The sequence below is a fragment of the Marivivens donghaensis genome, assembly GCF_011806565.1.
GTDB classification, from domain to species: Bacteria; Pseudomonadota; Alphaproteobacteria; order Rhodobacterales; family Rhodobacteraceae; genus Marivivens; species Marivivens donghaensis_A.
The window spans coordinates 230,878-242,990 of sequence record NZ_JAATOP010000002.1; the positions used below are offsets into that span (position 1 = coordinate 230,878).

Here is a 12,113-nt window from a genome sequence, read left to right on the forward strand (position 1 = left end):
CGTTAATTCGCCTTCGGATGAATTGATGCAAGGATGACACACACATTTCAGGCGCTATGGAGTGGATGACTTGTGCCCGCGCAGGCCCTAAATGTGATCAAAACCCAATGAAGATAGGCAAAATGGAGCATCCGATGGGGCTGGAAGATATCAAGTTGCGGATCGCGGCGTCGGAAAAGGAAAGTGGTCGCGCGGCGGGCGCCGTGACGCTGATTGCGGTCTCCAAGGTCCAGCCCAACGACCGCGTCGAGGCTGTTCTGAATCAAGGACAGCGCGTGTTCGGAGAGAACAAGGTGCAGGAAGCACAGGGAAAATGGCCCGACTTCCGTTCAAAGTTCGACGGCGTCGAGCTGCACCTCATCGGGCCGCTTCAGAGCAACAAGGTGCGTGCCGCAATGGGAATCGCCGATGCGATCCATTCGGTAGATCGTCCCAAGTTGGCCGAGGCCATTGCCCGTATTGCGGAAGAGGAAGGTCACTGTCCCAAACTCTTCGTGCAGGTTAATACGGGCGAGGAGCCGCAGAAAGCCGGCGTTCTGCCTGCCGAGGTCGACGGGTTTGTTGCGCGCTGTCGGGAGCTGTCGCTGCCCGTCGTCGGTCTGATGTGTATTCCGCCCGCTGACGAGGATCCGTCCACCCATTTCGCGATGCTTCGCGAGTTTGCCGAGCGCAACGGTCTTGAGGGGCTGTCGATGGGTATGAGCAGCGATTTCGAGAAAGCGATAGCGTTCGGGGCGACCCACGTTCGCGTCGGCTCGGCGATCTTTGGTGAGCGTGACTATAGTAAGTAGTGGGGGCTCTGCCCCCGCGGCTTCGCCGCTCCCCCGGGATATTTTTTGCACAAAGGCAGTCAGCGGACGATCAGTCGGGTGCCGGGGCTGATGCGAGAGCTGATGTCGTAGAGGTCTGCCCGTTTCAGGGCGACGCAGCCGGCTGTTGGAAAGACCGGACGGCGCCATTGGTGGATAAAGATGGCCGAGCCTTTGCCGGGTTGGGCATTTGGCCAGTTCCAATCAGTCAGTAGAATCAGATCGTATACTGGTGCCGAACGGCGGAGCGGTTCGTGGCTGTATTTGTATGGTGCTTTGACGAAGTGATTATAGTCGGGTGCGTCCGGATCGTCTGACCAGAGGTCACCGAGGCCGATAGGCTCCACCCAAGCGTTTGGTTTTGCGATGCGGTCGGGGCGATAGAGCATTCCTACGATACTGTGCGTCCCGCGGGGTGTGGCCATGTCGCCTTCGCGTTTGTCCGAGGTCAGGCCGCCGCGGCCGATCGTGCAGGGATATTTGCGCCCCTGAAACCAGAGGCCCGTCGGCGTGAGCGTGAGGTCGTTGTACTTCACAGTAGGTGGCCGGATTTGCTGGCTTTGGTGGCGAGGTAGTGGTGGTTGTGCCTGTTTTCGCCAACTTTGAGCGGCACGCGCTCGGTGACGGCGATGCCGTGGTCCTGCATCCGTGCGACCTTGTTCGGATTATTGGTCAGCAGGCGCACTGATCTGAAGCCCATCTTGCGCAGGATCTCGGCACCGATGCGGAAGTCGCGTTCGTCGTCTTCGAAACCGAGGCGGTGGTTGGCCTCGACCGTATCGAAGCCCTGATCCTGAAGCGAATAGGCGCGCATCTTGTTGGCGAGGCCGATGCCGCGGCCTTCTTGGTTAAGGTACAGTAGCACGCCAGCGCCGTTCGCGCCCATCTGGCCGAGCGCAGCGCGAAGTTGCGGGCCGCAGTCACACTTGAGGCTGCCGAGTACGTCGCCGGTAAAGCAGGCGGAATGGAGACGAGCCAGGACAGGCTCGTCGCGGGATGGATTGCCGATCTCAACGGCGTAGTGCTCTTCGCCGCCGTCTTCGGGGCGGAAGATATGCAGGCGGCCGGCCTCTGATGCCTCGATGGGTACGCGGGCAAAGATAACGGGGTCGATTGGCGACAGCTCGGTCGTCAATGCGGCGTATTCGGGGACGATGGTCAGACCGTTTTCCACCGCAAAGGATGAAGCGTCCGCGACGGGGGCGACCAGAACGGACGGCAGAAGTCGCGCGGACTTGGCAAGTGCAATACCCGCACGGTGGGGCAGGGCGTCGCCTTCGCGCAGACCGTAGAGCGGACCTTTCATCGGCATTGTCAGGTCATCGGCAGGGTCGGCAATCGCACGGACCCAGCGCACATCGGCATCGGCAGGTAGCGGGACGCGGGCCAGATCGCCGTCATAGGCGGCAATCTTTAATGTAGCAGCGCGGCGCGCGGTGATGGCGAGTGCCAGATCTCCCAGAGACCGGACGGCGGCCAGACGGTCCTGATCCAGTGTCTCGACGGCGAGGATCACGTAGCCGCCCTGCAATACCACGGGCACGCCCATCCGCAGATCTGCGCGGGCGCGGGCGATGCGTTCAGTGGTGTTGGGGCCGAAAGTCATGTCGCTCACCTTAGTATCGAGCCGCATAGGTAGGTCATTGTTGCAGGAATTGAAATATTCAGGATGGAACCGACACGTCCGCGTGAGAGTTTTGTAGCAAAGGTTGTCGATCACACGTGACTCTCACATCTCATCGACAAGAAGTGAAGGAGGCCGATAATGGCACAATTGAAACGCATTCTTCTGGTTGATGATGACGACGACCTGCGCGAAGCGCTGGGTGAACAGCTCGTCATGACCGAAGACTTTGACGTTTTCGAAGCCAGCTCCGGTGCCGATGCGATGGGCCGTGTCCGTGAAGGACTCTACGACCTCGTTATTCTTGATGTCGGTCTGCCCGACACGGACGGCCGCGAGCTGTGCAAACTGATGCGCAAGCAGGGCGTCAAATGCCCGATCCTGATGCTCACCGGCCATGATACCGATAGCGACACCATTCTTGGTCTGGACGCTGGTGCAAATGACTACATCACCAAGCCGTTCAAGTTCCCTGTCCTGCTGGCCCGTCTGCGTGCCCAGCTCCGCACCCACGAGCAGTCGGAAGACGCTGTATTCCAACTTGGGCCGTACACGTTCCAACCGGCACAGAAATTGCTCGTGACTACTGACGACAAGAAAGTCCGCCTGACCGAGAAAGAGACGAACATCCTCAAGTTCCTCTACCGCTCGTCGGATGGTGTGGTTCCGCGCGACGTGCTGCTGCACGAGGTTTGGGGCTACAATGCAGGAGTGACGACCCACACGCTGGAGACTCACATTTACCGCCTGCGCCAGAAGATCGAGCCCGATCCGTCAAATGCGCGCATTCTTGTCACAGAAAGTGGCGGATATCGACTCGTCGCCTAATAAGTGTAAACTTTATTAGTGATCTGTCGTAATATGCGAAAGAGTTCCCCTGGTGGCGGGGTTAAGCCACTCCTCCCTGTTGGACTTGCCCCCGCCCACTTGCGGGGGCTTTTTTTGTCAGAGCCCGAAAGTCATATCGGCGCAAACGGCCTCTGGCAGGTCCATCGTCTCATAAGTTTCCGCAATGTTTGCAAAGAGTTTCGCTGCTGCGGGCAGATCGTCGATAACCGGCGCCATGATGTCATCGAACGTCTGGAAGCTGCCGTCGAGAATGCGGTCTGCCATTTCGCTCGACTTGGCGAGCCCGTCTTCACCTTCCTCCGCTGTGGCGACGAAAGTGAGAGCAAGGCCCATTACACTGGCGGCTCTCGAGTAGGGTGCAGCCACTTCACGCGCAATTTTAAAGTCTTCTTCGCTCATCTCGAAGGTCGGACCATAGCGTCTTGAGAGGTTCAGCATGTCGGAAAGGGCGCGATAATAATCGAGGGCGCTGTAGAATTCATCGTTTCCTCCGGACCGCTCGATTTCCGACATTTGCGTCAGTTCGCATCCGTTGAGGCTACGCGAGGCAACATCCGCATTCAGGACCAGCGCGATGCTCCGCATGAGATTTTCGTAAGACAACGGAACGATATCGTCGGCGTTTCGGTCGATCGCTTTCATGAGCGGCGCGAAATAGAGCGCTTCGTCATAGTTCAGGTAGTTGTCGGCCATAGGAAAATCCGAAACCTTGTCTTCCCGCAGAACCTCATGGCTCACGATGCGGGTGCCGTTGGTTTGCATCACAAGCCCGTCCCACACCGGATCGCACATCCCCGTATCGGCGCACATCTGGGCATCGGGTTGGTAGAGCGCGATAAACGTGGCTTTGATCGTATTCCCGTCGACATCGAGGTGCACGTAGCGCGGCGTGGCGACCTCGGGATTGAAGATCTGTGGCCCCACCGCGTAGCTGCCGCCCTCAAGCGCCGATGCGGGCATGGCGAATGCTGAGAGCAGAGCGGCAGCAACGAGCGTCTTCATAACAGACAGGGCCTTTTGGAAGCGGGTTCATCTTGCTAGGACTGCCGGACCAAACCGGAGCAGCACCATGACTTTCAGCCTTGCCACTTGGAATATCAACTCGGTTCGTCTTCGCGAAGCGCTCGTCTCGCGTCTTATGACCGAAGAACTGCCGGACGTTCTTTGTCTGCAAGAATGCAAAAGTCCGGTCGAGAAAATTCCGTTCGATACCTTCAAGGCGCTTGGCTACGAGTACATGGTTGCGCGCGGGCAGAAGGGCTACAACGGCGTGGCGATCCTGTCGAAAATCCCGATGGAGGAAGCCGACAGTCAGGATTTTGCGACGCTCGGTCATGCCCGCCATATCGCAGGCAAGCTGGAAAACGGCGTGACGGTTCACAATTTCTACGTCCCTGCGGGCGGTGACGAACCGGACCGTGAAAAGAACGAGAAGTTTGGCCAGAAGCTCGATTACCTGACCGAGATGCGCGACCATTTCCACGCGCAAAAGCCCGAGAAGGCGATACTCGTCGGTGACCTCAACATCGCCCCGCGCGAGGATGACGTATGGGATCACAAGAAACTTCTGAAGATTGTCAGCCACACGCCGATCGAGGTCGAGCATCTCGCGCAGGTTCAGGATGCCGCGAACTGGGTCGATATCACCCGTCAGGACATCCCCGAAGGTCTGCTGTATTCGTGGTGGTCATATCGCGCGAAGGATTGGGATGCCGCTGACAAAGGCCGCCGTCTGGACCACATCTGGGCGACCCCCGATATTTCGAATGCCGCCCACAGCAGCCGCGTTCTTCGCGCGGCCCGCGGCTGGGAACAGCCGAGCGACCACGCGCCTGTCTTCGCGACGTTCGACCTTTAAAGGTCTGCCACGGCCTTCGCGACGGCCTTGCCCAAGGTGACATGGGCGTCCGCTTCGAAGTGGACGCCGTCTACCTCGCTCACCTCGATATGCTGGCCTGCATCCATAAACGCCGCGCCCCAGTGCGCTGACAGGTCGGCGTAGAGCGCGGGCAGTTCCGCACCCTTCTTATCCCCGCCATAGAACACGTCCTTGATCGCGCCCTGCACTTTGACAGGCGGCGGGCAGATGATGAGCACTTTGAAACCGCCGTGCTTCTCCTGCATTTCCAGCGACATCGCGATGCCAAGCAGTGCCGCGATACCGCCGGTGATCGCTTCGGGCGTTGCTCCGAACATCGCCTTGGTGTCGTTCGTACCAAGCATAATCGTCAGCACGTCGATGGGTTTGTGCGAATCCAGCGCGATCCGCAGGCCAAGCGTCCCGTCCATGTGCGCGCCCATCAGGGGGTCGGCGAAAATAGTTGTACGGCCGGGGAGCCCTTCTTCGATCAGCGTCCAGTCATCCCCCAACTTTTCCTGCATCACGGTCGGCCAGCGGGTGCCGGCGGGATGGCGCAAATGCTCGATGCGGTTGGTCATCGGCGGAGTGCCGTGCGTGTTGCTGTCGCCATAGGTCAGGATAACGGGCATGAATTTTTCCGATGCTCAAAAGGATTGTGTCAGCTTGACGCAAAGCCCTGTCCCTTGTCCATCGGCAGTCATCACCGCATATAAGGGGCAACACTTATTCAGGAGGGCAAAATGCTCGAACTTGGTGCAAACACCGCCCCGCAAGGTGATCTGATCAAAGAAGGTTCGGACGCCACCTTTATCGAAGACGTAGTCGAAGCGTCGAAAACCGTTCCCGTCATCGTCGATTTCTGGGCTCCGTGGTGCGGCCCGTGCAAGACGCTCGGTCCTGCGCTGGAAAAGGCCGTGAACGCTGCGAAGGGCGCGGTGAAGATGGTGAAGATCGACGTCGACCAGCATCAGGGCTATGCGGGCCAGCTGCGCGTCCAGTCGATCCCTACCGTTTACGCGTTCTGGCAGGGCCAACCGGTTGACGGTTTCCAAGGTGCCGTTCCCGGCAGCCAGATCGACGAGTTCGTGAAAAAGCTCGCCGCGATGGGCGGCGGTGCTGACGAGGGCCTCGAAGCGGCTGTCGAAGAAGCATACAGCGTGCTCGAAGAAGGCGATATCGAAAGCGCCACTGAAATCTTCCAAGCCGTACTGGGCGAGGAACCTGAAAATGCCAAAGCCTACGCGGGTCTGGTCAGCTGCTACATCGCCGCTGAAAAGCTGGACGAGGCCGAAGCCGTGCTGAACGGCGCGCCGGAGTCGATTTCACAGTCGGCTGAACTCGACGCGGTGCGTGCTCAGATCGCACTCGCCCGTCAGGCTGAAAACGCTGGCCCCGTGGCCGAATTGACCGCTGCTGTGGAGGCGAACCCTGCCGATCATCAAGCGCGTTTCGATCTGGCCAACGCACTTGCTGCGCATGGTCAGACCCAGGAGGCCGTCGACCAGCTTCTGGAGATTTTCCGCCGTGATCGCGAGTGGAATGAGGGTGCGGCCAAAACCCAGCTGTTCCAGATTTTCGACGCGCTCAAGCCGAATGATCCGGTCGTGCTGAGCGGTCGCCGGAAACTTTCGTCGATGATATTTGCCTGAGGGCAGGGCGGCGCTAACTCAATCCCATGCAACGACCTTCCGAACTCTCGCAGACAATTCCGGTCTTTCCGCTTCCGGGAGCTCTCCTGCTCCCGCGGGCGAAATTACCGCTGCACATCTTTGAACCGCGTTACCTCCAGATGGTCGATGACGTCCTGAAAACGCAGGACCGTCTGATCGGTATGGTTCAGCCCAACGGTGATCGCGGCCTTCACAGCATCGGCTGTGCAGGTCGTCTGACCGGATTTTCGGAAACGGAGGATGGTCGGTACATGATTACCCTGACCGGCATCTCCCGCTTCCGCATGAAGGACGAGGTCGAGGGCTTCACCCCCTACAAGCGGTTCAACGTGAGTTGGGATGGCTTTGAGGGCGATCTGGGACATCCAGAACATGACGCCGGCCTTGATCGCGAAAAGCTCATGGATCTGCTTGGCCGTTATCTGTCGGCCAATGATCTGTCGACCGATTGGGAAGGCATCCGCGAGGCGGAAGACGAGATGTTGATCAACTCGCTTTCCATGCTATGCCCGTTCGAGCCTGAGGACCGTCAGGCGCTTCTGGAAGCACCCGATCTGGTGACGCGTCGCGAAACGCTGGTCACCCTGATCGAATTCGCCCTGCGGGGCGGCGGAGACGAGAGACTACAATGACCGACGTCGCATTCGACCCCAAAATGCTTGAAGCACTAATGTGCCCTGTCACCCAGACCCGCCTGTCCTATGACGCGGCAAAGCAGGAACTGGTTTCGGAAGTCGGCAAGCTGGCGTTCCCCATCCGGAACGGCATTCCGGTCATGCTCGTGGACGAAGCACGCCAGCTTTGATCTTTATTCCGACGGTGGCCCTGCTTCGACCGGACCTTGCGGTTTACGGAGCAGGAACACGATCGGGATGACAGCGAGCGTCAGCAGCAACATCAGGAAGAAGTTGTCGAGGTAGGCGATCATCGCCGCCTGCTGCGTGACAAGGCCATCGGCAATCGTCATGAACGTCGGCTGGTGATTCAGCAGCAATGGCATCGCGTCGCGGACCTGCGGTGACTGCGCGGTGATCTGGGTCGCCAGCGACTCGTGGTTGACCACCATCATCCGCGACAGGACTGCCGTCACAATAGAGATGCCCGCACCCGAACCGACGTTGCGGATCAGGCTGAACATCGACGTCGCATCGCCTCGCAAATTCTGCGGCAAGGTGGCGAAGGCTAGCGTCGACAGCGGAACAAAGACGAACCCGAGGCCAAAGCCCTGAATGACGCCCGTCCAGATGATCGGATGCGAGTCCATCTGAAGGTCGAAACCCGTCATCAGATGCAGCGACCACGCGGTCAGCAGCACACCGAACATCACCAAGGCGCGCGGGTCGAATTTGGACACCAAACGCCCGACGACGATCATCGACAGCATGGTCCCGACGCCGCGAGGCGCCATCACGAGGCCCGTCTCGATCACCGGATACCCCATCAACCGCTGAAGCAGCGGCGGAAGCAGGGCGAGGCCGGAGAACATGGTCAGACCGACGACAAAGATAAACAGTGATCCCATCGCGAAGTTGCGGTCGTTAAAGATGCGCAGGTTCACGAACGGATCGTCAGAACCGAGGCTGTGGATCACGAACGCCCAGATGCCGGAGACGGTCAGTGCTGCGTAGATCCAGATCTCGGTCGACTCGAACCAGTCCACGCTCTCGCCACGGTCGAGCATCATCTGAAGCGCGCCGATACCAATCGCGAGCAGCGCAAAGCCCATGAAGTCAAAGCGCCGCTCGCGAGTCTCCTCTTGGGGTAGGAATGCAAGCACCCCGAAGAGAGCGATAATGCCGACGGGCAGGTTGATCAGGAACACGTAGCGCCAGTTGAAGACCTCGGTCAGATAGCCGCCAAGGGTCGGGCCGACGATGGGGCCGACCATGATGCCTGCGCCATAAATCGCCATTGCCTGCCCGATCCGCTCGCGCGGGTTGATGTCTAGCAGCAGCGACTGCGCCATCGGAATGAGCATCGCGCCGCAGACGCCCTGCATCATGCGGAAGACGACCATCTCGGGCAGGCTGCTCGCCAGACCGCACAGCAGCGAAAACAGGGTGAAGCCCGCAATCGCGCCGACCATCACGCGGCGGCGGCCAAGGCGGTCTGCCGTCCAGCCCGTGAGCGGAGTCGCGATAGCCGAGGCGACGATGTAGGAGGTCAGGACCCAAGTGATCTCGGACTGGGTTGCGCCGAGGCTCGCCGCCATGTGCGGCAAAGCCACGTTCGCAATCGTCGTGTCGAGCACCTGCATGATGGTCGCCACCATGATGGAAGCGGTCAGCCAACCAGGCGCCGGAACGACGAACGCCGGTTTGGAAAAGCTCATAGCATTTCGTCCAGACGCGATGCGCCGGTGTCGACCGAAACATGCGCGCTCATACCGTCACGCAGCAGGCCATCGGGGGCGTCGTCAAGCTTGATACGGACAGCGAGACGCTGCACGACCTTCACCCAGTTGCCCGTCGCGTTCTGTGCGGGGATCAGCGAGAACTGCGAGCCGGTGGCCGAGTTGAAGCTCTCGACCGTGCCGTGCAGTTTGAGGTCGGGATAGGCGTCGATTTCGACCTCGACCTCTTGGCCGATTTCGATGCCGTCGAGCTGTGTTTCCTTGAAGTTCGCCTGAATCCACGTGTCCGAGGAATTCACGAGCGTCGCGGCTTGCGTTCCCGCACCGAGGAACTGACCGACATTCAGGCTTTCGATCTGCGAAACTGTACCCGAGCTCGGAGCGACGACTTCGGTATGTGCGAGGTTGCGCTGCGCTGCATCACGGCTTGCCAGAGCTGCGCGGACCGAAGGCATATCATCGGTTTCGGTCTCGGGATTGCCGCTGAGAGCTGCTGCTGCGGCCTCAAGCTGGCGCTGGGCGACGTTGACGTTGTTGCGGGCCGAACGCTCTGCAACAGTCGTTTGGTCAAGCTGCGCCGCCGTGCCGACCCCGCGGTCGGTGAGCTGTTGCTGACGTTCCAGCTCACGTTCTTGGACGTTCAGAATGCCCTGCGCCGCCTCCAGTTGGGCTGCCGCAGTGGCGTGGCTGGCGCGAAGCTGCGCCACTTGCAGACGGGCGGCCGAGAGCGATGCTTCGGCCTGATCCAGCGCGATTTCATATGGGACCGGATCGATGCGGAACAGCACATCGCCCGCTTGGACGATCTGGTTCTCGTCGATGTCGACCTCGATCACACGGCCGCTCTGATCTGCGGACACAGAAATCATCGGCTGGTGGATATAGGCGTTGTCGGTAGTGATGTAGCGCCCGCCGGTCGCCCAGTAGTACCCTGCGCCCACGAGGATGAGGGCGGGGACGGCCATCATCAGTGCGCGGCGGCGACCTTTGCCGGCCTTTTTCGGGGTCGGTGTAGTAGCGTCCGCAGCTTCGATCTTGTTGGTTTCTGCGTTCATTTTCTGTCCTGTCGTTAGAGCTTGCCGCCCAGATTTTGAATAATGCGGGTCAATGCCCGCTCCATCACGGCAAGGTCTTCTGCGGAGACACCTTCGAATACTTCTTCGAAGACACCTTCGCTAATCGCTTTCATTAATTCTGATTTGGTTTTGCCTGCTTCGGTGAGTTCGAGCACCTTTGCGCGGCTGTCGTCGGGATCGTTGGTCCGGCTGATCAAACCCGCCGTTTCCATTCGGTCGGCCAGATCGCTGATGGTCATCGGCGAAGCTTGAAGTGCTGCACAGAGTTCCACCTGACGGATCGGGCCGAACCGTTTGAGCATCCCCAAAGCCCGCCACTGGTTCATGGTCAGATTCTGCGGACGCGCTTCTTTCTCGAAGCGGCGCTTCATGAGCGTGTAGGCCTCGTGGAGGATAATCGGGAGAGGTTTCATGAGATCTGCCAGTTAACTACGAACCCTGATAATATAGGTCCGTATAATTGCAACGGCGAAATATGTTTCTGCATGTGCATTGATGCAGAAAGAGGTGCAATTTTCGGCAGGGGAGGGGGCGCTGCCCCCGCGGCTTTGCCGCTCCCCCGGGATATTTTTATCAGAATGAAGGGTCAGTCGCGCATGAGGCTGGGGAGGTCGCCGGTGAGGCCGGCGGCTTCGCGGACGAAGTTGCGGCGCAGGCCGGGGACTGCGTTGACCATGCCCATGCCGAAGTCTCGGACCGAACGGAGAACCGGATTGTCGTTCGAGAACAACTTGTTGAAGGTGTCCGTCGCGAGGGCGAGAGTTGCTGTGTCGAAGCGGCGCCATTGCTGGTAGCGGGCGAGGACTTGGGGCGCGCCGATGTCCTGTCCGGTCTGGTGCGCCTCTTTGAGGACGTCGGCGAGTGCGGCGATATCGCGGAGGCCCGCGTTGAGGCCCTGACCGGCGATGGGGTGCATTCCGTGGGCGGCGTCTCCGACGAGGGCCACACGATCGGCGATGAACGAATTGGCGAGCGTGAGGTTCAGCGGGTAGCTGAAGCGCTTACCTTCAAGTTCGAGGTCGCCAAGGAAACTGCCGAAGGCGGGCTTGAGCGCTTCGAGGAAAGCGTCGTCGTCCATGGCCATGCATTCCTTGGCGCGGGAGTCGGTTTCACTCCAGACAATCGAGGAGCGGTTGCCGTTGAGCGGCAGGATCGCAAGCGGGCCGTGCGGCATGAAGAACTGGTGTGCGATGCCGCCGTTCGGTTTCTCGTGGGCGACAGCGCAGACGATGGCAGTCTGCCCGTAGGACCAGCCGGTGCGCTTGATCCCAGCGCGGGTAGCGGTGCCCGATTTACGGCCATCGCAGCCGACGATGAGCGATGCGGTCAGCGTTTTTCCGGACGCCAACGTGACGCTCGCGCCTCGCGGGTCGGTGGTCTGCGAAACCACGGTTTCGGGCGCATAGACCGTGATGTTCGGATCGTTCTCCAGCGCATTGACGAAGGCTGGGCGGAGGTGGCGGTCCTCGACCATGAAGCCCATCGGGCCTTCTTCGATTTCGGCGTGGTCGAAGTGCATCATCCACGGCGCGGGGCCTTGGCCTGCGACGCCGTCAGTGACTTTGATTTCCAACATCGGGCAGGCGTGCGCGGCGATACTGTTCCAGATACCGATCCCTTTGAGCAGGCGCTGCGACGCGAGAGCCAGCGCATAGGCGCGGCCGTCGAATGCAGGGTCCTTGTAGGTTTCGAGCCGAACGGTGTCGATTACTCCCACGCTGAAACCCGCGCGGGACGCAGCCAAAGCAAGTGCGGGGCCGTTCAGGGCGCCGCCGACGATCAGGATATCATGGTCGAGTGTCATGGCTCTGAATATGGCTGCTTGAACGGGATTGTCCATGCGACATCGGCTCGCTAGCTTTGCGCCGAAC

General features: G+C 60.0%; 14 protein-coding genes. 6 read left to right on the top strand and 8 right to left on the bottom strand.

Translation table 11 applies throughout. From position 1 onward, the window contains the following. Positions 1-134 precede the first annotated feature (134 nt). Positions 135-791 carry a YggS family pyridoxal phosphate-dependent enzyme gene (locus HCZ30_RS04005; RefSeq protein ID WP_167636545.1) on the top strand — a complete coding sequence of 219 codons (657 nt, stop codon included), beginning with the start codon at positions 135-137 and terminating at the stop codon, positions 789-791. A gap of 59 nt (positions 792-850) precedes the next feature. Here HCZ30_RS04005 and HCZ30_RS04010 read toward each other — a convergent pair whose 3' ends face one another. Then, positions 851-1,345 (bottom strand): L,D-transpeptidase family protein, encoded by a 495-nt coding sequence (locus HCZ30_RS04010; RefSeq protein ID WP_167636547.1) that lies wholly within the window; start codon positions 1,343-1,345, stop codon positions 851-853. After that, complete coding sequence (gene ribA / locus HCZ30_RS04015) at positions 1,342-2,415, bottom strand: GTP cyclohydrolase II (RefSeq protein WP_167636549.1); 1,074 nt, start codon at positions 2,413-2,415, stop codon at positions 1,342-1,344. The genes HCZ30_RS04010 and ribA overlap by 4 nt, the downstream gene beginning before the upstream one ends. A gap of 159 nt (positions 2,416-2,574) precedes the next feature. On the opposite strand from ribA, the gene HCZ30_RS04020 reads away from it, so the two are divergent. After that, a complete protein-coding gene (locus tag HCZ30_RS04020) occupies positions 2,575-3,261 on the top strand; it encodes a response regulator transcription factor (RefSeq protein ID WP_167636551.1) in 687 nt (228 codons plus the stop codon). 117 nt (positions 3,262-3,378) lie between these two features. On the opposite strand, the gene HCZ30_RS04025 is transcribed toward HCZ30_RS04020, so the two are convergent. Continuing rightward, positions 3,379-4,284 carry a hypothetical protein gene (locus tag HCZ30_RS04025; RefSeq protein WP_167636553.1) on the bottom strand — a complete coding sequence of 302 codons (906 nt, stop codon included), beginning with the start codon at positions 4,282-4,284 and terminating at the stop codon, positions 3,379-3,381. A gap of 67 nt (positions 4,285-4,351) precedes the next feature. Between HCZ30_RS04025 and HCZ30_RS04030 the strand changes: the two genes are divergently transcribed. Next, positions 4,352-5,140: an exodeoxyribonuclease III gene (locus HCZ30_RS04030; protein WP_167636555.1), complete on the top strand. Its 789-nt coding sequence runs from the start codon at positions 4,352-4,354 to the stop codon at positions 5,138-5,140. Here the strand turns inward: HCZ30_RS04030 and HCZ30_RS04035 are convergent. Continuing rightward, complete coding sequence (locus tag HCZ30_RS04035) at positions 5,137-5,772, bottom strand: SGNH/GDSL hydrolase family protein (RefSeq protein WP_167636557.1); 636 nt, start codon at positions 5,770-5,772, stop codon at positions 5,137-5,139. The two genes, HCZ30_RS04030 and HCZ30_RS04035, sit on opposite strands and share 4 nt — an antisense overlap. A 111-nt stretch (positions 5,773-5,883) precedes the next feature. Between HCZ30_RS04035 and HCZ30_RS04040 the strand changes: the two genes are divergently transcribed. Genes HCZ30_RS04040 through HCZ30_RS04050 form a run of 3 tightly spaced genes read left to right on the top strand, consistent with a single transcriptional unit; the run spans position 5,884 to position 7,618 of the window. Beyond that, entirely contained in the window at positions 5,884-6,792 is a 909-nt protein-coding gene (locus HCZ30_RS04040) for a thioredoxin family protein (protein WP_167636559.1), read from the top strand. 26 nt (positions 6,793-6,818) lie between these two features. Continuing rightward, positions 6,819-7,445: an LON peptidase substrate-binding domain-containing protein gene (locus tag HCZ30_RS04045; RefSeq protein ID WP_167636561.1), complete on the top strand. Its 627-nt coding sequence runs from the start codon at positions 6,819-6,821 to the stop codon at positions 7,443-7,445. Beyond that, positions 7,442-7,618: a Trm112 family protein gene (locus HCZ30_RS04050; RefSeq protein WP_167636563.1), complete on the top strand. Its 177-nt coding sequence runs from the start codon at positions 7,442-7,444 to the stop codon at positions 7,616-7,618. Before HCZ30_RS04045 ends, HCZ30_RS04050 begins: the two co-directional genes overlap by 4 nt. A gap of 3 nt (positions 7,619-7,621) precedes the next feature. Here HCZ30_RS04050 and HCZ30_RS04055 read toward each other — a convergent pair whose 3' ends face one another. The 4 genes from HCZ30_RS04055 to HCZ30_RS04070 form a co-directional block, all read right to left on the bottom strand. After that, positions 7,622-9,145 carry a DHA2 family efflux MFS transporter permease subunit gene (locus HCZ30_RS04055; protein ID WP_167636565.1) on the bottom strand — a complete coding sequence of 508 codons (1,524 nt, stop codon included), beginning with the start codon at positions 9,143-9,145 and terminating at the stop codon, positions 7,622-7,624. After that, positions 9,142-10,221 (bottom strand): HlyD family secretion protein, encoded by a 1,080-nt coding sequence (locus HCZ30_RS04060; RefSeq protein ID WP_167636567.1) that lies wholly within the window; start codon positions 10,219-10,221, stop codon positions 9,142-9,144. Before HCZ30_RS04060 ends, HCZ30_RS04055 begins: the two co-directional genes overlap by 4 nt. A 14-nt stretch (positions 10,222-10,235) precedes the next feature. Further along, a complete protein-coding gene (locus HCZ30_RS04065; RefSeq protein WP_167636569.1) occupies positions 10,236-10,655 on the bottom strand; it encodes a MarR family winged helix-turn-helix transcriptional regulator in 420 nt (139 codons plus the stop codon). A gap of 173 nt (positions 10,656-10,828) precedes the next feature. After that, the gene (locus HCZ30_RS04070; RefSeq protein ID WP_167636571.1) at positions 10,829-12,082 is read right to left on the bottom strand and encodes a UbiH/UbiF/VisC/COQ6 family ubiquinone biosynthesis hydroxylase; all 1,254 of its coding nucleotides are present in this window, start codon (positions 12,080-12,082) and stop codon (positions 10,829-10,831) included. Between the last annotated feature and the right edge of the window lie 31 nt (positions 12,083-12,113).